Source organism: Embleya sp. NBC_00888 (genome assembly GCF_045207655.1).
GTDB lineage: Bacteria > Actinomycetota > Actinomycetes > Streptomycetales > Streptomycetaceae > Embleya.
In genome coordinates this window covers 4,251,685-4,275,183 of the sequence record NZ_CP108785.1, presented here as the reverse complement: position 1 = coordinate 4,275,183, position 23,499 = coordinate 4,251,685, and the positions used below count along the sequence as shown (strand labels likewise).

At 72.2% G+C, this 23,499-nt stretch carries 23 protein-coding genes and 1 pseudogene; 15 read left to right on the top strand and 9 right to left on the bottom strand.

Going from position 1 to position 23,499, the window contains the following annotated elements; genetic code table 11:
• Nucleotides 1–44 precede the first annotated feature (44 nt).
• The 8 genes from OG948_RS52935 (at nt 45) to OG948_RS52900 (ending at nt 7,104) form a co-directional block, all read left to right on the top strand.
• The gene (locus tag OG948_RS52935; RefSeq protein WP_331772244.1) at nt 45–524 is read left to right on the top strand and encodes a MarR family transcriptional regulator; all 480 of its coding nucleotides are present in this window, start codon (nt 45–47) and stop codon (nt 522–524) included.
• A gap of 18 nt (nt 525–542) precedes the next feature.
• A complete protein-coding gene (locus OG948_RS52930) occupies nt 543–1,292 on the top strand; it encodes an Asp/Glu racemase (protein ID WP_331772243.1) in 750 nt (249 codons plus the stop codon).
• A gap of 88 nt (nt 1,293–1,380) precedes the next feature.
• A complete protein-coding gene (locus OG948_RS52925; protein ID WP_331772242.1) occupies nt 1,381–2,646 on the top strand; it encodes an ABC transporter substrate-binding protein in 1,266 nt (421 codons plus the stop codon).
• Nucleotides 2,647–2,656: 10 nt separating this feature from the next.
• Entirely contained in the window at nt 2,657–3,520 is an 864-nt protein-coding gene (locus OG948_RS52920) for a branched-chain amino acid ABC transporter permease (protein ID WP_331772241.1), read from the top strand.
• Nucleotides 3,517–4,575 (top strand): branched-chain amino acid ABC transporter permease, encoded by a 1,059-nt coding sequence (locus OG948_RS52915; RefSeq protein WP_331772240.1) that lies wholly within the window; start codon nt 3,517–3,519, stop codon nt 4,573–4,575. Before OG948_RS52920 ends, OG948_RS52915 begins: the two co-directional genes overlap by 4 nt.
• Nucleotides 4,572–5,327 carry an ABC transporter ATP-binding protein gene (locus OG948_RS52910; protein ID WP_331772239.1) on the top strand — a complete coding sequence of 252 codons (756 nt, stop codon included), beginning with the start codon at nt 4,572–4,574 and terminating at the stop codon, nt 5,325–5,327. The genes OG948_RS52915 and OG948_RS52910 overlap by 4 nt, the downstream gene beginning before the upstream one ends.
• Nucleotides 5,320–6,036, top strand: a complete 717-nt coding sequence (locus tag OG948_RS52905; RefSeq protein ID WP_331772238.1) for an ABC transporter ATP-binding protein — start codon at nt 5,320–5,322, stop codon at nt 6,034–6,036. The genes OG948_RS52910 and OG948_RS52905 overlap by 8 nt, the downstream gene beginning before the upstream one ends.
• 27 nt (nt 6,037–6,063) lie before the next feature.
• The gene (locus OG948_RS52900; protein ID WP_331772237.1) at nt 6,064–7,104 is read left to right on the top strand and encodes an alpha/beta hydrolase family protein; all 1,041 of its coding nucleotides are present in this window, start codon (nt 6,064–6,066) and stop codon (nt 7,102–7,104) included.
• Nucleotides 7,105–7,563: 459 nt separating this feature from the next.
• Here OG948_RS52900 and OG948_RS52895 read toward each other — a convergent pair whose 3' ends face one another.
• Nucleotides 7,564–8,523, bottom strand: coding sequence for an SDR family NAD(P)-dependent oxidoreductase (locus OG948_RS52895; protein WP_331772236.1), 960 nt, complete (start codon nt 8,521–8,523; stop codon nt 7,564–7,566).
• A gap of 130 nt (nt 8,524–8,653) precedes the next feature.
• Between OG948_RS52895 and OG948_RS52890 the strand changes: the two genes are divergently transcribed.
• Nucleotides 8,654–9,904 carry a histidine kinase gene (locus tag OG948_RS52890; protein WP_331772235.1) on the top strand — a complete coding sequence of 417 codons (1,251 nt, stop codon included), beginning with the start codon at nt 8,654–8,656 and terminating at the stop codon, nt 9,902–9,904.
• Nucleotides 9,901–10,554, top strand: coding sequence for a response regulator transcription factor (locus OG948_RS52885; protein WP_331772234.1), 654 nt, complete (start codon nt 9,901–9,903; stop codon nt 10,552–10,554). Before OG948_RS52890 ends, OG948_RS52885 begins: the two co-directional genes overlap by 4 nt.
• Before the next feature lie 244 nt (nt 10,555–10,798).
• On the opposite strand, the gene OG948_RS52880 is transcribed toward OG948_RS52885, so the two are convergent.
• Together OG948_RS52880 and OG948_RS52875 are read right to left on the bottom strand one after the other, a co-directional pair.
• Entirely contained in the window at nt 10,799–11,314 is a 516-nt protein-coding gene (locus OG948_RS52880) for a GNAT family N-acetyltransferase (RefSeq protein ID WP_331772233.1), read from the bottom strand.
• Nucleotides 11,315–11,319: 5 nt separating this feature from the next.
• Nucleotides 11,320–12,723: an MFS transporter gene (locus OG948_RS52875; RefSeq protein WP_331772232.1), complete on the bottom strand. Its 1,404-nt coding sequence runs from the start codon at nt 12,721–12,723 to the stop codon at nt 11,320–11,322.
• A gap of 151 nt (nt 12,724–12,874) precedes the next feature.
• Here OG948_RS52875 and OG948_RS52870 point away from each other — a divergent pair, with 151 nt between their 5' ends.
• Together OG948_RS52870 and OG948_RS52865 are read left to right on the top strand one after the other, a co-directional pair.
• Nucleotides 12,875–13,411 (top strand): helix-turn-helix domain-containing protein, encoded by a 537-nt coding sequence (locus OG948_RS52870; RefSeq protein WP_331772231.1) that lies wholly within the window; start codon nt 12,875–12,877, stop codon nt 13,409–13,411.
• Between the two features lie 122 nt (nt 13,412–13,533).
• Nucleotides 13,534–13,851, top strand: a complete 318-nt coding sequence (locus OG948_RS52865; protein ID WP_331772230.1) for a hypothetical protein — start codon at nt 13,534–13,536, stop codon at nt 13,849–13,851.
• 74 nt (nt 13,852–13,925) lie between these two features.
• On the opposite strand, the gene OG948_RS52860 is transcribed toward OG948_RS52865, so the two are convergent.
• The 6 genes and pseudogenes from OG948_RS52860 to OG948_RS52835 all read right to left on the bottom strand — a co-directional run bounded on the left by OG948_RS52860 (nt 13,926) and on the right by OG948_RS52835 (nt 20,151).
• Complete coding sequence (locus OG948_RS52860) at nt 13,926–14,603, bottom strand: hypothetical protein (RefSeq protein WP_331772229.1); 678 nt, start codon at nt 14,601–14,603, stop codon at nt 13,926–13,928.
• Between the two features lie 59 nt (nt 14,604–14,662).
• Nucleotides 14,663–15,082, bottom strand: a complete 420-nt coding sequence (locus OG948_RS52855; RefSeq protein WP_331772228.1) for a MerR family transcriptional regulator — start codon at nt 15,080–15,082, stop codon at nt 14,663–14,665.
• A gap of 41 nt (nt 15,083–15,123) precedes the next feature.
• A pseudogene (locus tag OG948_RS52850) lies at nt 15,124–16,172 on the bottom strand (MDR family NADP-dependent oxidoreductase).
• Nucleotides 16,173–16,725: 553 nt separating this feature from the next.
• The gene (locus OG948_RS52845; RefSeq protein ID WP_331772227.1) at nt 16,726–17,682 is read right to left on the bottom strand and encodes a protein-glutamine glutaminase family protein; all 957 of its coding nucleotides are present in this window, start codon (nt 17,680–17,682) and stop codon (nt 16,726–16,728) included.
• 181 nt (nt 17,683–17,863) lie between these two features.
• Nucleotides 17,864–18,541, bottom strand: coding sequence for a class I SAM-dependent methyltransferase (locus OG948_RS52840; protein ID WP_406300733.1), 678 nt, complete (start codon nt 18,539–18,541; stop codon nt 17,864–17,866).
• Nucleotides 18,542–18,909: 368 nt separating this feature from the next.
• Nucleotides 18,910–20,151 (bottom strand): methyltransferase domain-containing protein, encoded by a 1,242-nt coding sequence (locus OG948_RS52835; RefSeq protein WP_331772225.1) that lies wholly within the window; start codon nt 20,149–20,151, stop codon nt 18,910–18,912.
• 384 nt (nt 20,152–20,535) lie between these two features.
• On the opposite strand from OG948_RS52835, the gene OG948_RS52830 reads away from it, so the two are divergent.
• The 3 genes from OG948_RS52830 (at nt 20,536) to OG948_RS52820 (ending at nt 23,342) form a co-directional block, all read left to right on the top strand.
• Complete coding sequence (locus OG948_RS52830) at nt 20,536–20,868, top strand: SH3 domain-containing protein (protein WP_331772224.1); 333 nt, start codon at nt 20,536–20,538, stop codon at nt 20,866–20,868.
• Nucleotides 20,869–21,162: 294 nt separating this feature from the next.
• The gene (locus tag OG948_RS52825; protein ID WP_331772223.1) at nt 21,163–22,239 is read left to right on the top strand and encodes a hypothetical protein; all 1,077 of its coding nucleotides are present in this window, start codon (nt 21,163–21,165) and stop codon (nt 22,237–22,239) included.
• 2 nt (nt 22,240–22,241) lie between these two features.
• Nucleotides 22,242–23,342, top strand: a complete 1,101-nt coding sequence (locus OG948_RS52820) for a hypothetical protein (RefSeq protein ID WP_331772222.1) — start codon at nt 22,242–22,244, stop codon at nt 23,340–23,342.
• The last annotated feature ends 157 nt before the right edge of the window (nt 23,343–23,499 follow it).

Genomic DNA, 23,499 nt, shown 5'->3' with positions numbered 1-23,499 from the left:
GGCGTCGGCCGCGGCCCGGCCGGGCGGCATGCTCAAATGGGCGCATGGCTGATCAGACCGCGTCCGCACCGTCCACACCCGCACCGCCCGCCGCCCTCGTCGCGGCCCCGGGCTACCAGGTACGGCGCCTCCACCAGGCGTACCTGGCCGCCTGGTTCCGCGCGGTGGACCCGGTGCTCACCGGCCCGCAGTTCGCGGTGCTCACCACCATCGACGCGCACCCCGGACAGGACCAGCGATCGCTGGCCTCCGCGGTCGCCCTGGACACCTCCACGATGGCGGACGTCGCCCGGCGGCTGGAAGGCCGGGGCCTGATCGTCCGCAAGACCGCGGCCGACGACGGCCGCCGCAAGTTGCTCTACCTCACCGAAGAGGGCGAGCGGTCTCTGCACGAGGCCAACCTGCGCGCGCGAGCGCTCGACCAGCGGCTCCTGGAGCCGTACGACGCCGAGCAGCGCGAGCAGTTGATGCAGTTGCTGGCAGCCCTCGCAGGTCACTGGGAGGGCCTGAACGAGGCGTTGTAGCCGCCGCATGGAGTGCCCGTGACCGACCACCACATCGGCCTGATCGTCCCCAGCTCGAACCTGACCATGGAGACCGAGCTGCCGCGCATGATGCGCGCTCGCGAAGCCGTCGCGCCCGACGACCGCTTCGTGTTCCACAGCAGCCGGATGCGCATGAAGCATGTCACCCCCGACGAACTGCGCGGCATGAACGCGCAGACCCGCCGGGCCGCGGCCGAGCTCGCGGACGCCCGTCCCGACGCGGTCGCCACCGCGTGCCTGGTCGCGATCATGGCCCAGGGCCCCGGCCGGCACCGCACGGCCGAGGCCGAGATCACCGAGGTACTGCGTGACGAGGGCGCCGCGGCGCCGGTGGTGTCCAGCGCGGGCGCGCTGATCACCGGCATCGAGGCGCTCGGCGCGCGGCGGGTCGCCGTCCTGACGCCCTACCTGCGTCCGCTGACCGAACTCGTCGTGGCGTACCTCGAGGACACCGGCATCGAGGTCGTCGACTCCGTCAGCCTCGAAGTGCCCGACAACATCGCCGTCGCGCGCCTGGACCCGAAGGACCTGCACGACCACGTCGGGCGCCTGGACCTGTCGGGGGCCGACGCGCTGGTGCTCTCGGCGTGCGTACAGATGCCGTCCCTGCCCGTCCTGCAGGCGATCGAGGACGAGGTCCGACTGCCGGTGTTGTCCGCCGCGACGGCAACCGCGTACTGCCTGCTCACCGAGCTCGGCCGGGACCCGCGGGTCCCGGGCGCGGGCGCGCTGCTGAGCGGCCGGTAGTTCCCGCCCGGGCCAGGCGAACATCCGGGTTTGTCCGGATCCATCAGTGGTTCTCGCACGAGACTTGGAGTGGCATATGCAATTTGACATGGCAAAGACAAGATCCGGGGTGAGAACGGCCGCGGTCACGGCGGCGGCGCTGCTCGTGCTCGCGGCGTGCGGCGGCAAGGACCCGTCGACCAAGGGCGGCGGCCCGCGGAACGACACCGAGGCCACCGACGGCAAGGGCACCGTGACCGTCGGTCTGCTCAACCCCACGACCGGGCCGTTCGCGGCTCTGGGGACCGACGTCAACGCGGGCTTCCAGGCCTATCTCGACTCCAAGGGCGGGGTGTTGTCCGGCTACGGCGTCAAGGTCGCCAAGGCCGACGAGGGCACCGACGCCGCGCAGGGCACCACCAAGGCGCGGCAACTGGTCGAGCAGGACAAGGCCCAGGTCGTGGTCGGCCTGGTCAACTCGGCGATCGCCTACGCGGTGGCGCCGTACCTGGAGCAGTCCGACGTCCCGCTGCTGATCACCGTCGCGGGCGCCGACGGCCTGACCCGCAAGCAGAACGGCAACACCTTCCGGCTCTCTTACACCAGTTCGCAGGACGCGATGCCGCTCGGCCCGTACACCTGCAAGGAACTCGGCAAGCGGAAGGCGGTCGTGCTCGGACTCGACTACTCGTTCGGTTGGGAGGCCGCGGGCGGCTTCGCGCGCACCTACGAGGACGCCGGCTGCCAGGTCGTCCAGGAGATCTACGCGCCGCTCGGCACCCAGGACTGGGGCCCCTACGTCAACCAGGTCAAGAAGGACGCCGACGTCGTCTACGTCGTCGCGCCCGGCCAGGACGGCGTACGCCTGCTCAAGGCCTACCGCGACTTCGGTGTCAAGCTGCCCGTGGTGGCACACGGCTCGACCGTCGACGAGACGATCCTGCCCACCGAGGGCGCGACCGCCGAGGGCGTCGTCTCCTCGCTGCACTACACGCCGCAGATCGACTCGCCGGCCAACAAGGCGCTGCTGGACGCCCACGGCGGCAAGGGCAACCAGTACCTGGAGGACGGGTGGGCGGCCGGCATGGCCCTGGAGGCGGCCCTCGCCCGCTTGGACGGCGCCCCCACGCCGGCCGGGATCCGCGCCGCGCTCGCCGCGGTCAAGGTCGACGCGCCACGCGGGCCGGTCTCGTTCGACGCCTACGGACAGGCCGTCTACCCGGTCTACATCCGCAAGGTCGAGGCGAAGGACGGCAAGCGGGTCAACGCGATCGTGGCCACAGTCCCCGACGTCAACCAGTTCGGCACCTACGACCCCGCGACGTACCTGGCCTTCCCGGGCTACGACAAGCTCAAGGGTTCGTGGGCCAAGTGAGAGGCTCGTCATGCTGACCTGGCTCACCCACTCGGTCAACGGACTGGCGTACGGATCCCTGCTGTTCCTGGTCGCCAGCGGTCTGACCATCACCTTCGGCCTGATGCGCACGGTCAACCTCGCGCACGGCGCCTTCTACCTGCTCGGCGGGTACCTCGCGTACGACCTGACCACGAGCGGCACCGACTACTGGCCGGCGCTGTCGGCCGGAGTCGTGGCCGCCGCGGTCGGCGGCATGGTGGTCGAGCGCGCGTTCCTGCACCGCCTCGCGGGCAGTGAACTGCCGCAGATCGTGCTGACCTTGGGCGTCGCGTACATCATCGGCGACCAGATCCTCGCCGGCTACGGCGGCGACCCGGTCGCGCCGCCCACCCCGCCCGGTCTGGAAGGGCCGGTCACCGTCGGGGACTGGGTCTTCCCCAAGTTCCGGCTGGTGCTCATCGGCGTGGCCGTCGCCCTCGCCGTGGTCGTCGGCGCGCTGCTGAAGTACACGCCCACCGGCGCCAAGGTGCGCGCGGCGGTCGACGACGAGGAGATCGCCCGCGCGGTCGGCATCCGGGTGCCCCTGGTGTTCCTGCTGGTGTTCGGCTGCGGTACCGGGCTCGCGGCGTTCGCCGGGGTCTGGGGCGGGGCCTTCACCTCGCTCGCCCCGGACAGCGGCTTCGAAGTGCTGCTGCTCGCACTGATCGTGGTGGTGGTCGGCGGGCTCGGCTCGATCGGCGGCGCGCTGCTCGCGGCGTTCCTCGTCGGGCTCGTGGACCAGTACGGCAAGGTCTGGTTCCCGGAATGGGCGCTGTTCACCTTGTACGCGTCGGTCGCCGCGCTCCTCGCGGTGCGCCCGCGCGGCCTGTTCGGGAAGGCGGTGACCCGGTGAAAGCGCTGTCCACCCGTCGCGGGCTCGCGATCGCGGGCGGCTTCGCGGCCGCCTCGGTCGCCCTGGTGCTGGTGCCGAGCTTCACGGACTCGTTCTACACCTTCGTCGCCACCCGCATGCTGCTGCTCGGGCTGTTCGCGACCGCGTACAACACGGTCTTCGGCTTCGGCGGCATGTCGTCGCTCGGCCACGCGGCGTTCTTCGGCATCGGCGGCTACACCGTCGGCATCGGGGTCACCCGCTGGGGCTGGCCGCCGCTGGTGGTCCTCCCGGTCGCGGTCGTGCTGGGCGCCGCGGTCGCGGCCGTATTCGGCCTGATGTGCCTGCGGGTGCGAGGCATCTACCTGCTGTTGCTCACCCTCGCGCTCGCCCAGGCCATCGCGGGCCTGGCCTTCTACCAGACGGAATGGACGGGCGGCGACAACGGAATCCCGAACATCGCGCGCGACGGCCTGCCGTCGTCGGTGCGCGAGGGCGACGGGTACTACCTGCTGACCCTTGCCGTCGTCGCGGTGTGCGTCATGCTGTTGTGGCGGTACCAGCGCTCGCCGCTGGGCATGTCGGTGGTCGGCGTGCGGGAGAGCGAGGCGCGCATGAGCGCGACCGGCTACCGCACCGGGCAACTGCGCGTGATCGCCTTCACGGTGTCCGGCGCGTTCTCCGCTCTGGCCGGAGTACTGGAGGTCTACCTCCAGGGCTCGGTCTCGACCGCCAACATGTCGTGGCTGATCAGCGCCGACGTACTGGTGTTCGCGATCCTCGGCGGCGCCCGGCACTTCCTCGGCCCGTTCCTGGGCGCCGCGCTGGTCACCGGGCTCGAGGTGTGGGTCAGCACCTACACCGACCGGTGGACGACGGTGCTCGGCGTCGTCTACGTCGCCACCGCGCTCTTCCTCGCCGACGGCGTGCTCGGCCGGGCGGGCTGGGCGGCGCGGCGCGCCAAGGCGTGGCGCACGGGCGCCGACCCCGACACCGGCCTCGGCCCGGACCCGGGCGCCACGGTTCCGACGCCCGGCGGCGGGCCGGCCGAACTCCCGGCGGAGGCACGGGCATGAGCGACTACGCGATCGCGGGCGCCAACCTGACCATGCGGTTCGGGGCGTTCCGCGCCAACGACGACGTCACCCTGGCGGTCCCGGCGGGCGAGCGGCACGCGCTCATCGGGCCGAACGGTGCCGGCAAGTCCACGCTGTTCAACCTGCTGGCCGGGCAACTGCGGCCCACCGAGGGCCGGGTCACGCTGCTCGGCCGGGACGTCACCCGGCTGCCGGCCCACCGCAGGGCCCGGCTCGGGCTCGCTCGCACCTTCCAACTCACCGACCTGCTCGACGAGTTGACCGTGCGACAAAACGTCGAGTTGACCCTCGCGGCACAGAGCGGCGCGCACCGCGTCTTCTGGCGCCCGCTCGGGTCGGTCGGGAGTCTGGCGGCGCGGGCGACGGCGGTCCTGGAGCAGTGGGACCTCGCCGCCTCCGCCGACCGCCCGGTGCGCGAACTGGCCTACGGCCAACAGCGCGTGCTGGAGATCGCCCTCGCGATGTCCCGCGAGCCGAAGGTGCTGCTGCTGGACGAGCCGACCGCGGGCCTGTCGCCCGCCGACGCGCACCGGCTGACCGCACTCGTCGCGGCGCTGCCCCGCACCATCACGGTGGTCATGATCGAACACGACATGGAGGTGGCGTTCACGCTGTCCGACCGGGTCAGCGTGCTCCAGCAGGGCCGGGTCATCGCCGCGGGCACCTCGGATCAGGTCGCCACCGACAACCGCGTGCTCGAGGCGTACCTCGGGGAGGCAGCCGATGCTTGAACTCCGCGACGTCCACACGTACTACGGCGCGAGCCACGTCCTGCAGGGCGTCTCGCTCGACGTCGCCGAGGGCGAGATCCTCGGCGTGCTGGGCCGCAACGGCATGGGCAAGACCACGCTCGTGCACACCGTCGCCGGGCTCCTGCGCCCGCGCCGCGGCTCGGTGCGGTTCGGCGGCCGCGAGATCGGCGGCTGGTCGGCGGAGCGCATCTCGCGTTCGGGGATGGCGCTGGTGCCGCAGGGTCACCGCGTCTTCCCGTCGCTGACCGTCAAGGAGAACCTCAAGGTCGCGGTGCGGCGCGGCGGTCCCGACGGCTGGACGACCGACGACGTCGTGGACCGGTTTCCGGTGCTCGGCGAGCGCTGGGGGCTGTCCGCCGGACTGCTGTCGGGTGGCCAGCAGCAGATGCTCGCGCTCGGTCGTGCGCTGGTGGGCAACGGTCGGCTCGTCCTGCTGGACGAGCCGACCGAGGGCCTCGACCCGCATACGGTCGCCCGGGTCGGCGACGTGGTCGACGAGTTGCGCCGCCGCGGCACATCGGCGGTGCTCGTCGAGCAGAAGGTCGACTTCGCGCTGCGGCGGGTCGACCGGGCGGTGGTGCTCGGCCGCGGTCGCGTCGTGCACAGCACCGACAAACCCCAGGAACTGCGCACCGACACAGCCGCGTTGCGCGGACTGCTGGCGGTGGGCGGAACGGCCGGGACATGACATGACACCTGCGAGGAAAGGTCATCGATGTCCGTCTCTCGGAGAGGCTTCATCGCCTCGACAACCGCCGTCTCGGCAACCGCCGTCTCGGCATTGGCACTGGTGCCCACGCCGGTGTTCGCCGCCCCCCGTACGGGTGCCCCGGGGTCGGCTCCCCGATCGGTTCCCGGCGGGCTGCCCGGGCGGCCCGCCCGGGTGGTCGGCGAGCAGCGCCCGGACGAGCGCACCCTCGACCTGACCGTGGACTCCCCCGCGCTCGGCCGCACCGCCCGGGTGCGCCTGCTGCTGCCACCGGGGTGGTCCCCGGCGGCACGCCGCACGTGGCCGGTCCTGTACCTGCTGCACGGCGCGTTCGGCGACCATACGAGCTGGACGAAGGACGGCGTCCGGGACATCGTCGGGGACACCGACGTCCTGGTCGTCATGCCCGAGGGCGGTGCCACCGGCTACTACTCGAACTGGTGGAACCACGGCGCCTGGGGCACGCCGGCGTGGGAGACGTTCCACACGCGTGAGCTGCGGGCACTGCTCGAACGCGACTACCGGGCAGGCCGTTCGCGCGCGGCCGCCGGGCTGTCGATGGGCGGACAGGGCGCGTTCGCGTACGCGGCACGCAACCCGGGGGTGTTCCGCGCCGCGGCGTCGTTCAGCGGTGTGTTGCACACCGCGATGGTCGAGGGCGACCTGTCCGGTCCCGACGTGATCGGCAGGTTCGTCGGCTTCTCGGGCGCCGATCCGACGGCGCTGTGGGGCGACCCGGTGGCGCAGCGCCACCTGTGGGCCGCGTTCAACCCGTACGATCTGGCCCGGCTGCTGCGCGGCGTGCGCCTGTTCGCATCGTGGGGCACCGGGCAGCCGGGGCCGCTCGACCCGGCGGGGGCGGCGGTCGACGACATCGAGCGGCTGTGCGGCACCATGTCGCGGATGTTCGCGGACCGGGCGCGGCGGCTGCATCTGGACCTGACGGTGTCCACCGGGCCCGGCACGCACACGTCCGCGTACTTCCGGCGCGGCCTCGTCGAGTCGTTCCCGATGCTCATGTCCGCGGTCGGCGCCGGCCGCCGCTGATCCGGACGGATCCCGAAGCGCCGGCCGGGGCCCCGCGGGCCCCGGCCGGCCAGGGCGACCAAGGACGCGGCGTCGGGGTGGGCGGCGAGAGCGTCGCGGGCATGCGCGACGGCCTCGCGCAGCTCCTCGTGGCGCGTGGTGGGCATGGGTGCTCCCCCCGGTCGGGCGGGGTCGCCCCCGGACCGGTGCCCGGTCCCGAACCGCCGCCGATGCCCGGCGCCTACCCGTCGTCGCGACGCCGACGCGGAGCGCGTGGATCGTCGCCGAGCGGGGACCGCGCCTCGTGTGCGCGGGAGCGTACGCCCGCCGTTCGAGCGACCGGACGGCCGGTGCCCTCCCCCGACAGGTGCCCCACCGAATAGCCCAACCGATCGATGGTCCTCGCCTTCCGCGACGACTCGTCGTCGACCGGATATGTCGACCGGGTGACCGGAAGCCCTCCGCCGACCCGGCCCGGGGTCACGGAGCCGGTGGCATCAGGAGGGGGCGGCCGGCGGTCGCGCCGCCGTCGACGTTGATCGATGCGCCCGTCATGTACGAGAACTCCGCGGCGGCCAGGGACAGTACCGCGGCGGCGATCTCGGTGGGTTCGGCGAGGCGGTGCAGGCCGTCGACGTTGTGTCGGCCCAGCCACGCCTTCGCCTGCGCCCACGTGGCGTCGTCCATGCCCGGCGGGCGGACGAAGGCCGTGTCGGTGGTGCCCGGCATGATCGCGTTGACCCGGATGCCCCGCTCGCCGTAGTCCAATGCCGCGGCCTGCACCAACCCTTGGAGTGCGCGCTTGCTCGCCGAGTAGGCGGCGCCGGCGGGGCGGGCCACGTCCACCGCCGAGGAGGACGTGACGATCACGACCCCGCCCCCGCGCGCGATCAGGTGCGGGATCTCGTACTTCATCGCCAGGAACACCCCGCGCGCGTTGGTCGCCAGTACGTCGTCGAACGTCTCGATCGCGAGTTCGTGCAGCGGCGCGGTGCGCCCGATCCCCGCGTTGTTGAAGGCGATGTCCAATCCCCCGTATCGGCGGGCCACTTGGTCGACGAAGGCGCGCACGTCCTCCGCCACGCGCACGTCGGCCCGCTGGTAGAACGCCTCCCCGCCCGCCCGGCGGATCTCCCGCTCGACCTGGGCGCCCGGTTCCACGCGGCGTCCGCAGAAGCCGACCCGCGCTCCCTCGGCGGCGAAGGCCAGCGCGGCGGCGCGGCCGATGCCCGAGGTGGCGCCGGTGATCGCGACCACCTTGCCGGCGAAGCGCCCGCGCCGCGCCGCGCTCGGCCGGGCGCCGGTGCGCGCGGCGGTGGCCGGGGACGCGGCGCTCGCGGCGGTCCCTGCGGCGGCCAGGCCGGCGACGGTGCCGCCGATCAGGGCGCGCCGGCTCGGCCGGGAGGAGGTTGCGGTGCCGTGCTGCGGTTGCGATGTCATGATCCAACCGTCGCCCGGGCCGACCGGCGCGAGCACCCCCCGGGCGGTCGCGATTCCCCGGCCGATCGGCCGGCCGGACCGTCTTCCCCGGGAGTACGCCGGGCCGTCGGCCGCCACCTAATGTGGGGCCGTGCGCTCCTTCACGACATCGCCTCTCGTCCACGACCGATACCTGTGTGCCCATCTCGCGTTGGTGCTCGTCGGCGTCGGCTGGCTGGCTCTCGGCCACTCCGGGGCACAACCCTCGGCGATCGACTGGAGTCTGGGTCTGGCGGGTCTGGCGGCGAGTCCGGGCGGCCGGGCGCGGCCGCTCGCGGTGACGATCGCGCAATCGCTGCTCCTGGTCACCGCCGAGGTCTTCGGGGACGTACCCCCGATCACCGCGAAGGTGCTCGTCGCGGTCGCCCTGTTCGAGTTGGCCGCGTGTCGGCGCCGTGACCGCGACGTCGTGGTGGGCACGCTCGTGGTGGCCCTCGTCTACGCGGGGATTCTCCTGGAGCGGTCGAGCGTCGACGTCGCGGGCTCGCTGTACCGGATGGCGGTGATCGTCGGAGCGCCGCTGATGCTCGGCGTGTACGTCCATTCGACGCGTCGGCTGTTGCACGAGACCCGGGAGCACGCGGCCGAGGTGGAGCGCCGCCGCGAGCTCGCGGATCAGGCCATCCGCACCGCCGAGCGGACCGCGATCTCGCGGGAGATCCACGACCTCGTGGCGCATCACGTGGCCTCGATCGTGCTGCGCGTGGGGGTCGCCCGGCATGTGATCCCGGCTCGCGACGCCGCCGTGCGCGAAGTACTGGACGACGTCCACGAGACGGCGACCGAGGCGATGGACGATCTCCGGCAACTGGTGCGGCTCCTGCGCGACTCCGGCCCGGGCGCCGCCACCGAGAACCGGTCGATGGCACCCGAGGAACTGCTCCCGGCCCTGCACGAGGCCATCGAACGCGGCCGGCCGGTGGGCGCCCGGATGCGGGTCGAGGTGGACCCGAGCGTGCGCGAGGTCGATCCGCTGCGGGCGCTGGCCCTGCTGCGCGTCGTCCAGGAGGGATTGGCCAACGTCGCCCGGCACGGCGGATCGGATCCGACGGTCCGGGTCGTCGTCGGGCCCGACCCCTCGGGCGCCACCCGGGTCGAGATCGCGAACCATGGCGGGAAGGCACCGGCCGGAACCCGGGACGGCGGGTCCCGGCCGGATCAGGGACTGGGTCTCGTCGGGCTGCGCGAGCGGATGACCCTGCTCGGCGGTACGTTGCGCGCCGGCCCCGATACCGGGTCCGACCCGACGGCCGAGGTGGGCTGGCTGCTCGTGGCCACGTTGCCGGCCGGTCCCGCCGACCGCTTCCCGGCCGCCTCGGTCGGAGCGGGGGCGGCCCGATGATCCGGCTCCTCATCGTCGACGATCAACGGCTCGTCCGCGCGGGCCTGCGCATGCTGTGCGCGCCGGCCGACGACCTGGAGGTGGTCGCGGAGGCCGGAAACGGCCAGGAGGCCACCCGGCTCGCCGCGCACCTGCGTCCCGACGTCGTCCTGATGGACCTGCACATGCCCGGTATGGACGGCACCGAGGCCACCCGCCGGATCCTGGCCGAGCGGCCGACGACCAAGGTGGTGGTGCTCACCACGTTCGACGACGACGATCACCTCTACCCCGCCCTGACCGCCGGCGCCTGCGGCTTCCTGGCCAAGGACGTCGCGCCCGACGAACTCCTGGACGCGATCCGCCGCGCGGCCGCCGGGAATTCGCCCTTCAGCCCCGCGACGCTGCGCCGCGTGGTCGCCCGGGCCGTCGCGGCCGAGACCACGCCGGACCCGCGGGCGCCGACCGAGGGAACGCGGCTGACCAGGCGCGAGATCGAGGTGCTCACCCTCGTGGGCCACGGTCTCTCCAACCCCGAGATCGCCGACCGCCTCCACGTGGGCGTGACGACGGTCAAGTCCCACTTGGCCACCATGATGGGCAAGACCGGCACGAACAACCGCGTACGCCTGGCCGTCCTGGCCGCGCGCATGGGCCTGCTCACGGAGTGACGCCCGCCGCCGACCGGCCGGCCGGCGGCGCGGGCCCGTTGCCAACGACGCAGGGGACGCAGCGGGCCAGGCGCAGGCGTCCGGTCGCGGAGTCCGCGCCTGCCCCCACAAACCCATCGATCACGCGCCCCGGCCCACCCGCCACGGTTGCGACGGGTATCGGTTCCGGTCCGGACCTCTGCATCCGGCCCGCTGCCGGATGCCGTTCCAGACGTGGACCGGGTGGGCCAGGGCTTCGTTCGGTTCAGGGCTGCGTTCGGTTCCGGGCTTCCGGCAGACACATGACGTAGTGCCACTGTCCGTCCTGCAGTTCCGTACACCGCGGGTCCGGCAACGCCGCGTACAGTGCCCTGCGCGCGGCCTGGTTCCCGACCTGGATCTGGGCGTGCAGCACACGCACCGAGGCAGCCCGTGCCGGCGACGCGAGTTCCTTGACCAACTGCTTGCCGAGGCCGTTTCCCTGGTACGAGTCGCAGACCAGTGCGGCGATGTCGGCGTGGCGGGGGTCGCTGTTCAGTCCGTACTCCGCCCAGCCCACGACGCGGCCTCCGTCCTCGGCCACGCACGCGTTCCAGGTGCCTTGCGCCCAGCCTTCGGTGATCCGGGCCAGATACCAGTCGGGAATCGTGGTGCACCGCACGCCGAATCGCAGGGCGAGCGTGTCCCGCGAGATGCCGGCGGCGGCTTGGACGAGCTTGTCGATATCGTCCGCGCGCCAAGAGCGAAGGTGCACGGTGTCGGACGCGGCCAGGGTGGTCACGGTGATCAACTCCGGGCACGGCCGGTGATGCCGAGGGCGGTGGCGGCGGACCCGGCGGCGGTGACGGCGATGAACCACCAGGCGTGTCGGAAGGTCTGCGCCGGATCGTGCAGGGGGTCGACCGTGCCGAGGACGGCGACCAGGATGGCGACGCCGAGAACGTAGCCGAGTTGGCGGCTGGTGTTGACCACGGCGCTGCCGGTGGCGGCCTGGGCGCCGGGCAGTCGGGCGGTGGCCTGGGAGAGCATGACGGGCATGGCCAGGCCGATGCCGACGCCGATGACGAGCCATCCCGGCAGGATCTGTGTCGCGTACCGGGTATCGGGGGACGCACCGGCGGCCAGCAGCAGGGCTCCACCGGCGAACAGCAGGTTGCCCGCCGCCACCAGGGCTCCGGCCGGAACATGTGTGGCCAGGCGCCGGCCGACGACCGCGAACAGCGGCACCATCAGCGGGCCCGGGGCAATGGCCAGGCCGGTGGCCAGGGTGGAGTAGCCGGCGGGACCTTGCAACCACAGCACCACGGACGGGAAAACCGCGCCGAAGGCGGTGCAGAACATCAGTACCGTGATGTTGGCCCAGACGAACGCCGGTGTCCGAAGCAGGGCCGGATCCACGACCGGAGCCGGGTGACTCGATATCCGAACGACGAACACCGCGATGCCGGCGGCGGCGCCGGCGAACGCGCCGAGGGTCGCCGCCTCGGTCCACCCCCACTCCTGTCCCTTGACCAGCCCCAGCGAGAGCGCACCGAAGGCGACGACCAACGCCGCCGTGCCGAGCGGGTCCGGCATTCGCACGGCCGACGTGTCACGCAGGTCGGGGAGCACACGGCGGGCCGCGACGAACGCCGCAACGCCGACCGGGATGTTGATCAAGAACACCCAGCGCCAGGACAGCTCCACCAGACCACCGCCGACCACCGGGCCGACCGCGGCGGCGAACGAGCTGGTGGTGGCCCAGATCCTGACCGCTCCGCTCCGGCGCGCCGCCGGCAGCACGGTGAGCAGCAGCCCGAGGCCGGCCGGGGTGAGCACGGCCGCACCGACCGCCTGTAGCACGCGGAAGGACACCAGCCACCACAACTGGGGCGCCGAGGCGCAGGCGGCGCTGGCCGCGGTGAACAAGGCCAGTCCGGCGAGGAACGCCGGTTTGCGGCCGTACCGGTCGGCGAGGCGTCCGGCCGGGATCAACAGCGCCGCGTAGACGATGGCATAGGCGTTGAGGACCCAGCTCAGGTCCGCGAGCCCCGCGTCGAACTCGGATCCGATGTCGGTGAAGGCGACGTTCACCACGAACACGTCGAGCATCGCCACGAACGCCGCGCAGCACACGACGAACGTGATCGCCGACGGTCTACCGGGGTCCTGTCCCACATCCTCGGCGGATGGTGCGGTCTGCGAGGCCATGCGAATCCCCCTGCGATCTATGCCGGTTGTCCGGTCAAAGGCGGCGCGGCCTCCCATCTCGGGAGCGGGAGGCGAGGCGCTGACTATCATCGACTATAGGTAGATGAGTCTGGCTATACAAGACTCAAGTTGAAGCGGGTAGGATGGGGTCATGTCGTTTGTCATGGAGGGTGCGCTGGCCGACCTCGGCGCGTGGAAGACCGACCACTGCTCACTGGTCAAGGCGCTGGAGGTGGTCGGAACCCGCTCCGCGCTCCTGATCCTGCGCGAGGCCTGCTACGGCACGACCCGATTCAGCGGCTTCGCCGGCCGTATCGGCATCACCGACCGCGCCGTCGCCCAGCAGCTGCGGCACCTGACCGAGGCCGGCCTGCTCGCCAAGCGCCCCTACCGGGAGGACGGCGGCCGCACCCGTGACGAGTACGTGCTCACCGACATGGGCCGCGACCTGTTCCCGGTGATCGTTGCCCTGATGCAGTGGGGTGACAAGTACCTGCAGGACGGCACGGCGCCACTGCACTACGTCGACCACGAAACCGGCGCCCCGGCCCACGTCGAACTGCGCAGCGACATCGGGGACACGCTCGACCTGGAACGGGTCGGCGTCCGGAGGAACCCCGCATGGCGGGCACCGAAGCAGGGGCGACAACCGGCTTCCCGACCCACATCACCGTCATCCGCGTCGTGAGACTTGTCGACCGGACACGTTCGGCGGCACCCGGCGGAAGACTGGTCGACCGGTCACGTTCGGCGTCGCGATCGCGTAGGTCCCCCATGAAGCGCGGGCACGCACGCCGTCCGCGGTGAAGAATGGGCCCGGCGACCGGACATCCGGGCTTCAACGTTCCCGACCTTCGCCGGGCCGTCGCGTTCTACGACCGGATCATGCCGCTGCTGGTCTTCGAGACCCACCTCGACGACGCGGCGCAGCACGCCCACCGGCCGACCGGCGGCAAGCGCGGCACCCACCTGTTCCTGGACGAGAGCGCGGACCCGTCCGGCGGGTACTCGCACCACCGCACCGGTCTGCGTCGACATCGCCTTCATGGGCCCGACTCGGACCCGGGTACGGGAGGTCACCGCCGAGGCGGTCGACCTCGGCGGCGAACTCGTGCACGCCCGGCGTGAGTTCCCTCGGCCCCCGCCGTACGACGCGACCCTCCGGACCGAGCCGCACGGATCCCGCATGTGGGCGTGTGCCATCACAACGGGGAGTGACCGCGCCCGATCACGTGATCGTCGGCGCCGGATCGGCCGGGTACGTCCTGGCAAACCGACTCGGTCGCGACCCGGACGCGGTGGCCGAACGGCCTCCTGGCCCCCAGCGATCCGGGCCGTCCGTGGTTGGTCGGCGCCCTGGACCACGCTGCAACGCCTCCGGCGGGGGCATGGTCGACCAAGCCCCCGCCCACCGAACTCCAGACCCTGATCAACGCCTCGGCGCCGGAAGATCCATCGGCCTCTACACCCTGGTCTGACAAAGCACCGCCAAGGCCCTGTCCGGCGGATCCTGGTGGATCGGGCCACGTCGTGAGCGCAGCGAGGAGCCCGAAGGGCGGATGCCGTGCGTCGCCGTACGAACCCTCGTCCCGCCGGTCCTCGTGCCGCAACCAGGGCAGCAGTTCCGCGCGATCCCCCAGCACCTCCAGGAGCGCGATCCGCACCGCACCCGTGTCGCCGGGGTCACGAACACGCTCGCTCAACGCGGCGACCCACCGCTTCGACACCCGCCCGGCCAGGGCGACCGCACAGGCCCGACGACGCCACCACGGGTGCTCCCAGTCGGCCACATACCGCGCGCGTTCGCCCGCGTCGAACTCGCGCAGACCCTCGACGTCGGCCCTCCCGGCGCCCGGAATCAACGTCTCGATGCTCGGCATCCGTGGATGGTACTTCCCGGGCCCGGCCCGATCCCGCCGCGGTCCGGTGCCTCGGCCGGTCAGGCCGCTCGGTTCGGGCTGCCGACGGGGAACATGTCGCCGAAGCGGTGGGCGAGGGCGTCGGCCAGACGGGTCCTGGCCTCGGTCAGGCGGGCGATACGGGCATCCAGTTCCGCCAGGCGGCGCACGGCGACCTCGGCGACCGGGCAGTCGCCCGCACGGACCCGGGGGCCCGGACCCGGAGGCTCGCCGTGGAGCGGGAAGACCATGTCGAGGACGTCGATGAAGTCCTTCAGGTCGCCGATGGTCAGACCGGCTTCGAGGAGTCGGCGTACGGCCGACAATCGGTGCACATCCTCCACTTCGTACTCGCGGTGGCCGGACGCCGAACGCCCGGCCCTGAGCAGGCCCTCCTGCTCGTAGTAACGCAGGGCCCGAGGGGTCAGGCCGGCGGCTGCCGCCGCATCGCCGATACGCACGCGTGATCCTTTCGGGGCGGATGCCCGAGGACGGTCACGCATCACAATTCCACGAGCACCGCACCGATGTGTCGTCCCTCCAGCAGTTCGCACAACGCCCGGGGCGCCTGATCGATGCCGGCGAGCCGGACGTGCGGGAAGACGAGGGTACCCGCGCGCAGACCACGCCCGAACTCGCGCATGCCCTCGGGGATCGCGTCCAGGTGGTCGATGCCCGCCATGCCGCGCAGGGTGATCCCGCGCAGGATGAGCGCGCCGGTGTCCACTTCGACGGGAGCGGAGAACCCGCCGCCGAGTTGACCGGAGAGCGCACCGACCAGGCCGACGCGGGCACCGCGATTGGCCACCGCCAGGGCCGCCGTCAGCTGCTCGCCGCCCACGTTGTCGAAGACCGCGTCCAACCCCTCGGGAGCCGCTTCGCGCAACTGCTCCTCGATCGGGGCGCCGCCTCGGATCACCACGGCGTCGTACCCCAACTCCTTGATCAGGTAGTCGGCCTTGCTCCGCGAGCCGGTACTGCCGATCACCCGTCGCGCCCCGCGCAGCCGCGCGAACTGCCCGGCCATGGTCCCCACCCCACCCGCCGCGCCGGTCACGAACACCGTGTCCCCGTCTCGCACTTCGGCACCCCGGACGACGCCGAGCCAGCCGGTCATCGCCTGCGACAGATACGCGGCCGCATCGGGCAGCACCGCGGGATCGACGGGCTGCGCCTCGCCGACGTCGACGGCCGCGTACTCGCGCCAGCCCCGCATGTGCGTCACGAGATCTCCGGGCACCAACTCGCCGCCGGGTGCCGCGACCACCTCCCCGAGCGCGGGCCCCACATCGGCTCGCCCAACTCGGCCGCCGGGACGGGCAGATCGTCGCCACCCTCCACCAACGTCCGCATCACCGCGACCACGCTCATCAGCCGATTGCGCACGAGCACCTGCCCAACCCTCACCTCGGGGACCGGAACCCGGACCAGCTCGAAGTCGTCGGCCTCGAGCGCCCCGTCCGGCCTGGCTCGCAACCACACCTCACGCTGCTCGGCGGGGACGGCGGGAACGGCGGGGACAGCGGGGACAGCGAAAACGTCGCCAGTCATCACAACTCCTGGGATCCGAGGATTGGGTCGCAACGACGGTAGAACTTGACGCATACGTCAAGTTCAAGCCCCTCGTCGGAATTCGCTGCCGCCGCAGGCAACTTCGGCCTCCCGGCCGCCACCCGCCTCGTGGTGTCGGCGCCCTCCGATCGGCCGGTCTTGCCCTGATCGCCGCCGGCGCCGCGCGGGGGCTCCGGTTGCGGACGGTGCTGCTGGATGTGGCGGATGCGGATTCCTGCCGTGAGGCGATGGCCCGAGTGGCGGAGATGACAGGCGGCGGAGCGTGGGCGGTGATGAACAACGCCGGTGTGCCGCAGGCGGGTTCGGTGGAGGACGTGCCTACCGTGACGCGAACCCGGCCCGGCCGAAGTCGGTGTCGCAACACCGTGACCCCGAGCGGCTGTTCGCCTACTCGGTCGGTGGCCCGCGCCCGACCCCATCCGTGCGTCCCGACCGGGTCCGCGCGCCGCCGACGTGGGCGCCTCACCATCGTGGAGGTACGTCGCGGTCGGTGGGGGCGGGGCGGGGCGGCGTAACCGAATGTCGCAGGCCGTCAGCGTCGGCAGGCCGCGACCTCGCGCAGGATTGTGTCCGATTCCACCAGCCGGGTACCCGGGTCGAACGGCATCGTCGCGTGCACCGGCGCGCCGATCAGCTCCCACGCCTGCCGGCGCTCGAACAGTCGTGGCGGCCGGTCGCCCTTGACCGCCGCCAACCACGTCGCGAGCGGCATCGGCGCGCCCGGGGACAGGAACGGATCGAGCACGAACTCCCCGTCCGCGCAGGTCAGTACGGGCGCGACATGGTGGTTCCAGTGGTACGTCGGGTGCAGGCCGCCGCCGGACGCCACCAACCAGTACTTCACCAGGTGCAGCCGGGCCCAGTCCGGACGATTTTCGTGCAGCCACGTGCAGATCGCGTGCGCGAGGTACTCGCACCCGTCCCGGGCGACCCGCTCCGGCGCCCGCAGGGCCAGGCACAGCGCGGTCCACATCGTGGCCCGCTCGTCCGCCCCGGGTGCCGGCGACGCCGGCGTCGCCAGGGCGACCCGAATGTTCCCCACCGTCCGCACCAGGTCGGGGACCAGCGTAGCTTGGGTGCCCAACCACGTGAGCACGACCGTGGCGCAGCCGGGGCTGCGGATCCAGGCACCGTCACCCACGCATTCCAGCGCGTCCCGGCGCTGTTCCAGCGCGGTCAGCAGCGGCGTCGTCTCGCCGAACCCCTCGTCCTCCTGCCCGATCGCGGTCGCGATTCCGGCGAGATCAAGGCCCACGATCCGCGCGATCTGCGCGCGACTCGGTTGGCCGTCCTCGCCGTCGCCCTCTTCGCCGGAGGACCCCGAATCCGGCTCGTCGTCACCCGACGAGTACTCGTCGTCCGCCTCGTAGCCCGACACCCGTGGACCGGCGGGCGCGCCGACATCCCGAGGGCCGACTACGCGTTGCCGTTTGGCCGCGGGCTCGATGCTCTCACCGGTCGGCTTGCCGAGTTCGTCCCCACGCTTCACAGTCCACCCCCGGACATGTTGCGGCTCTCGTGGGAGCAGCGTATGGGGTACTCCGGATGGATGGTCACGAATCACGAAATCCGGGCGGAGAGCCGTATTTCGCACTCATGGACGTCTCGGTCGTCCGGCGTCGGTCGCACGTCGTATTGCGATTGATCAGGTCCGGGTCCGCCCCCCGTGGTCAGGTGCGTCGGCCGGTGTGCTTGTGCGTGACGAAGGTGTCGGTCACGTACGGGATGTCCATCGGGTCGGGGCGTGTGGCCAGGTGTTCGTGCAGTCGTGCGAAGAAGGCCTCGTGCTCGGCCTCGGGCATCGCGTTCACGTAGCTCAGTGTCGCGATGCGGTCGGCGAGTTGCGCGTGGGTGAGCGTCTCGGTCCAGTGAAAGCTGCGCCGCACCGCCGGTACGTAGTGGCCCGAGGCGTCGAGGTCGGTGCGGAAGTCGCGGCCGACCTCGTACGGCTGGAACTCCTTCCACTCGGTGACCTCGCTCAACGCGAGCGCCTCCGCGTCCGACTCGTCGCGCTCGTTCCACACCAACGCCAGGCCACCGCCCGGTCGCAGTACGCGGGCGATCTCGCGCAAGGCGGCGGGGCCGTCGAACCAGTGGAACGCCTGCGCGACCACAACCGTGTCGAACGAGGCCTCGGGGAAGGGGATTTCCTCGGCGGTGCCGCTGTGCAGCGGAATCCCGGGCAGTGCCGCGGCGAACGCGGCCCGCATCGCCTCGGATGGTTCGATCGCGGTGACGCCAGCGCCCAGCGCGGCCAGTTCGGCGGTCATCCGGCCGGTCCCGGCCGCGAGATCGAGCACCTCGCGACCGGGACCGAGGCCGACCGCGTCGCGGAGATAGGGGATCACCTCGGGACGGTACGCGGGCCGGGCTCGGTGGTAGCGATCGGCGCCGGACCCGAACCCCCGGCGAGCAAGCTCACGCATGTCCATGGCCCCGCATGATGCCCGCAACGGCGGCCGTTTACCAGGGAAATCCGGCCCGCCCGGCGTGCCGACGCGCCTGGGCACGGGCGCCGGGCCGACCCCTTGGCCGCGAGCACGCCCGGGACCCGGCACGAGGCGCGGCGCGGCACCGCACGCCGTCCCGGGATCCGGGAAGACACAGCCCTCGCCTGACATGGCCCGCTCGGCCGGCAGTCCCCTCGGCGGGCGGCCAAGGGGGTGAACGACGATCCTCCGGACGACGGTTCGAGTCCCGCCGGCGGGCGGGTGGGTCAAGGGTACGCGCCGGGGCGGGACTTGGTGGCGGGGAGGGTGTTCGAGGGATCGTCCAGCCACGGGGTCTGTCCGTTGGGGGTGGCGGTGAGACCGAAGCGGGTGCGTTCTGGGCGTCCGTGGCCGTTCCACCACGTGAGCGCGGCCTCGACCTCGGCGAGGATCGGGCGGGGGCCGTGTGCCGCCGTCGCGAACACGTCCGTGCCCGGGGTGTGGTCGACGCAGGCCCAGGAGCGGGTGTCCGCGTCGACCAGCCACAGGGTGAACTCGTCGTCGCCCGGCGCGGCGCCCGGGGGGCGGCCGACCGAGCGGCGCGCTCCGGGGACGAACACGCCGACGCAGAAGGCGGCGTCGCGGTTGTCGATCAAAAGCCGTGGGTCGAGGGTGGTGATGCCCGGTGTGCCGGGGTCCTGTTCGCGGACGGTGTCCATGACGGCGCCGCGCACGCCCTGGCCGCGTTCCCACATGAACGCGGCGTCGCCCACCACCCGTCCCGACGCGCGCGGCCCGGAGTCGGCGTCCGGGTCGACGTCCAGGACGAGCAGCACGCCGTTGTACAGGGCGCTCCCCCACGGGGTGACGATCCGACCCCCGGGCCGGGTCTGGGTGATCCACGCGTGCGGGATCGTGTGCACGGAGAAGGTCGACAACAGCCGATCGAACGGGGCGTGTTCGGCGCTGCCGTGGGTACCGTCGCCAACCGTCAGATGGGGATGGTGTCCCGCGCGGTGCAGCGCGGCACGGGCGTCGGCGGCGACAGCGGGGTCGAGTTCGACCGACGCGACCGCGTCGTCCCCGAGTCGGGTAACAAGCAGCGCGGCACTGATGCCGACGCCGGTACCGATCTCCAGGACGCGGTGTCCCTCGCGCGCGTCGAGAAGGGCGAGCATGGAGGCGACCATGCGCGGCATGCTCGCGCTGCTGGTCGGGCGCAGCGAGAACTCCGGTGCGCGGGTGCCGTCCTCGACCTGGGTGATCAACGCGGTGTCGGTGTGGACGAGAGTGCGCCAGCGTGCGGGGTCGGTGGTGCGATCCAACCGGTGGTACCCGTCGTGTGCCGGGACCCACACCCGGTCGGGCACGAACGCCTCACGGTCGACCCGGGCCCACGCATCGGCCCAGTCCGGCGTGAGCCAACCACCCGCGGCCAACTCGGCCGCCAGAGCGGCGGCACCGCGCACGATCGCGGCGCCGGTCGAGGGGGCGGTGCCGGGGGCATCGACCCCGGGGGCTGTGCTCATTTCTCCGGCGGGGCGGGCGGGTTCGGCTCCGGAGGCGGGATCGGCCGCCCGGGCTGCTGACCGTCGCCCTCGATCGGATCGTCCCCGCCACGATGACGTCCGGGCATCGTCGCCTCCCTTGGCTTCGGATGGATGGCATCACCCAGCGTAGCCGAGCGCATACCGAAACGAAACCTCACGAATCCGGTGAACCCATCCCATCGTGGACGGCCCGGCTCGGCCCTCCCGGACACCGTCGCGGTCATGGTCGACCCCGCCCGCGCGTGGTGGCCATTTCGCGCGGTCGGTATGACGATTGCGGCAGATGGCCATGAAACCTCAACGGGAAGCGGATCCCCAGGTGTTGGATTCGGGCAACAGTGCTCAAGACGAGGGGTAGCGCACATGGTGAGGAAAACTCTGGTGGGTGCGGGTCTGGTCGCCCTCATAACCTTCGGTCTCGCGGCGCCCGCGCAGGCGGCGGGTACGTCCACCGCGGCCGCGTCCTGTTCGAGCGGCATGTACGTCAAGGCCAAGACGAACCTCAAGATTCGCGCCACGCCGACGACCAAGAGCACCGCGCTCGGTGTCTTCCCCGGCGGCAGCAAGGCCTGCAACGTTGCCCAGGGGTGGGGGCAGTACCTGGACGTCTGCGGCGAGAAGAGCGAGGTGTGGCAGAAGATCCGCTACGGGAACACCACCGGCTGGATCCCTCGCGCCTGCGCGATCTACCCGTAACCGAGCCTGGGCCGCCCGCCCGTTGATGGTGCGCGTCGACCACGACGCGCCGCCGGGAGCGGCTCGCTCGCACACGATCCGTACGTGAAACACCCCGATGCCTCCGGCGACCCTTCGCCGGAGGCATCGCGCCGAACCCGTGCACACGAGCGACGATGTCCCTTGTCGACGCGCCGACTCGGTCCTGGAGATCGGGTCCTGGCGATCGGGTCCTGGAGATTGGCCGTATGCCGTCTGTTCACAAGTGGACAAGCGCCCATAGGCTGAGCGACCTTCGCGTTCTCGGGAGGTCTCGTGAACGGTCTCCGTGCGCTCCTCGTCTGCCTTGTGATCGCGTGTGCCGCGGTGGTGTCGCCGGTTGCGGTGGTGTCCCCGGCCGCGGCCGTGACGCCGGGCTGGTCGGCGCTGCCGGTGCCGGCCGCCGCCCCGCCGGTGACCGTGTCCGATCTCGCCGCCCGCGGACCGGGCGAGGCGTGGGCAACCGGGTACGAACAGGCCGCCGATGGACTGCGGCCGATGTTGTACCGGTGGGACGGCACGGCGTGGAGCCGGGACACAACCTTCCCCGGCGCCGGCGAACCGGGTTGGCTCGGCAAGGTGCAGCTCGTCGGCGAGGAGGTGTGGATCCTGCGCAACCGCGCGGGAGCGGTCGAGATCCTGCGCCGGTCGACCGGAGGGTCGGGAGGATGGAGTGCCGTCCCACTGCCGCAAACCCTGTGGACCTACCAGGACTTCACCGCGGTGCCGGGTGCCGCGTGGGTGGTCGGTGAGGACGACACCGGGCTGAAGGTGTTGCACTACGACGGTTCCGGCTGGACCACGCAATCCACCCCGGACGGTGTGTTGTTCCTGATGGGGATCACCGCGCGTACCGCCACCGACGTCTGGGCCTGGGCGGACACCGACACCGGCACCACCATCCTGCGCTGGAACGGCAGGGTGTGGCGGGACGCGAAGGTGTCGCTGCCGCCGAACAGCAACGTACACACGATCCTGCTCGAACCGTCCGGCCGGGTCACGATCGGCGGCAGCCGGTACACCGACGGCGTGGCCCGCACCTACCTGATGACCGGGACCGGGCACGCCTGGCACACCACTTACCCGCCGCTGGGCGATACCTACACCGAGGCCATGGTGCGCGGCCCGGACGGTGCGCTGTGGCTGCCGGTGCGCAGCGACCGCGCGTTCCAGTCGAAGTACGCGCGGGTGGGCGGCTCCCGCACCACCTTCTCCTACGGCCCGGTGCGCACCAACGCGATCGACGTCAAACCGCGTGCACTGGCAACCGCCGGGTTCTCGTTGCTGTCCTTGGGGACCGTCGAGATCTACGGCTCGAAACCGAACCTGATGAGCGAGCGGCTGGGAGGCTGACCATGGCACGCCGACTGCTCGTCGCGGCCCTCGCCGTCGCCATGACCATGACGACCTCGGCCGCGGCGGAAAACCTGTCCTGGCAACACGTTCCGGTCCCGGCGCAGGTACGCCCGCAGGCCGGGCTGAACGAGGCCGTGGCGTTCGGGCCGGACCGCGCGTGGGCGGTGGGTACCGACGCCGTCGGTCGTGAGGCGCCGGGCTTCCCGCTGGTGCTGCGCTGGGACGGAACCGCGTGGCAGCGCCAGAGTCTGCCCGGAATCGGCTGGCAGGGAGAACTGCTGTCCATCGCCGCGACCTCACCGACCGCGGTCTGGGCGGTCGGCCGCGACGCGGCGGGTGGCGCCCGCCTGCTCCGCTCCGACGGCATCACTTGGTACGAGAGCCGACCGCCGCGCGGCGTGGTGCTGACCGAAGTCGTCGCCGGCGGCGGTGAGACCTGGCTGATCGGTTCGCGGGGCGGCGCGCAGGCCCTGCTGCGCTGGGACGGTCGCGGCTGGCGGGACGTGCCGGTGCCGCCGGGTTTCGTGTACGACCTGCACATCCTGGCGGCCGACGACGTCTGGGCCGCGGGCGCCGGCAACTCGGGTGCGGCCGTGTCGCATTGGAACGGGCAGGCGTGGCAGCAGACGATCGTGGACGGGTTCCCGCGGTCGGCCGTCGGCAGCGTGCTGGCGGTCTCGCCGACGGAGGTGTGGGCGGGTGGCACGGCCGGGTTCGTCGGCGGCCCGCCGGGCAAGCCGATTCCGCCACTGCTGGTCCGCTGGGACGGGCAGGCGTGGAGCCGGGCGGCCGTGCCCACCGACTTCGGCTCGATCGACTCGCTGGCACCGGGCACATCCGGCGGACTTGCCTGGGTCTCGGTGGCCCGCTCGCAGAAGTGGGGCCCACCGGGCAGCTATCCACCGTTGGTCCCCGGGCCGGATCTCCTTGCCTGGAACGGACAGTCGTTCACCGAGTACAGCGAACCGGCGGTGGCCGGGGAAGGTGACTCGTGGGTGCTGCGACTGGCGCCGGTGCCGGACACGGCGACGGTGTGGTCGGTCGGCCGCGCCGCCGGTCCCGAGGGCACTTTCGCCCCACGCATCCTGCGGTTCGGCTGACCCGAGGCCCAGGAATCCCTCCGAAGCGGACGAAATCCGCCTCGCGCGTGGCACCTCGACCACGCGGCACCCGCTCCGTGATGCCGCCATGTGGCGCAGGGCGTACGAACGCCGCGTGCTCTCGGGCGGCCGGCGCATCGGGCCGACGCGCCGGGTG

Coding starts and splice junctions, on each gene's coding strand:
- OG948_RS52895 (WP_331772236.1), bottom strand. CDS start 8,523: ATGACATCGCAACCGCAGCACGGCACCGCAACCTCCTCCCGGCCGAGC.
- OG948_RS52935 (WP_331772244.1), top strand. CDS start 45: ATGGCTGATCAGACCGCGTCCGCACCGTCCACACCCGCACCGCCCGCC.
- OG948_RS52830 (WP_331772224.1), top strand. CDS start 20,536: ATGGTGAGGAAAACTCTGGTGGGTGCGGGTCTGGTCGCCCTCATAACC.
- OG948_RS52885 (WP_331772234.1), top strand. CDS start 9,901: ATGATCCGGCTCCTCATCGTCGACGATCAACGGCTCGTCCGCGCGGGC.
- OG948_RS52900 (WP_331772237.1), top strand. CDS start 6,064: ATGTCCGTCTCTCGGAGAGGCTTCATCGCCTCGACAACCGCCGTCTCG.
- OG948_RS52925 (WP_331772242.1), top strand. CDS start 1,381: ATGGCAAAGACAAGATCCGGGGTGAGAACGGCCGCGGTCACGGCGGCG.
- OG948_RS52865 (WP_331772230.1), top strand. CDS start 13,534: ATGGGCCCGGCGACCGGACATCCGGGCTTCAACGTTCCCGACCTTCGC.
- OG948_RS52820 (WP_331772222.1), top strand. CDS start 22,242: ATGGCACGCCGACTGCTCGTCGCGGCCCTCGCCGTCGCCATGACCATG.
- OG948_RS52875 (WP_331772232.1), bottom strand. CDS start 12,723: ATGGCCTCGCAGACCGCACCATCCGCCGAGGATGTGGGACAGGACCCC.
- OG948_RS52870 (WP_331772231.1), top strand. CDS start 12,875: ATGTCGTTTGTCATGGAGGGTGCGCTGGCCGACCTCGGCGCGTGGAAG.
- OG948_RS52860 (WP_331772229.1), bottom strand. CDS start 14,603: ATGCCGAGCATCGAGACGTTGATTCCGGGCGCCGGGAGGGCCGACGTC.
- OG948_RS52920 (WP_331772241.1), top strand. CDS start 2,657: ATGCTGACCTGGCTCACCCACTCGGTCAACGGACTGGCGTACGGATCC.
- OG948_RS52905 (WP_331772238.1), top strand. CDS start 5,320: ATGCTTGAACTCCGCGACGTCCACACGTACTACGGCGCGAGCCACGTC.
- OG948_RS52910 (WP_331772239.1), top strand. CDS start 4,572: ATGAGCGACTACGCGATCGCGGGCGCCAACCTGACCATGCGGTTCGGG.
- OG948_RS52835 (WP_331772225.1), bottom strand. CDS start 20,151: ATGAGCACAGCCCCCGGGGTCGATGCCCCCGGCACCGCCCCCTCGACC.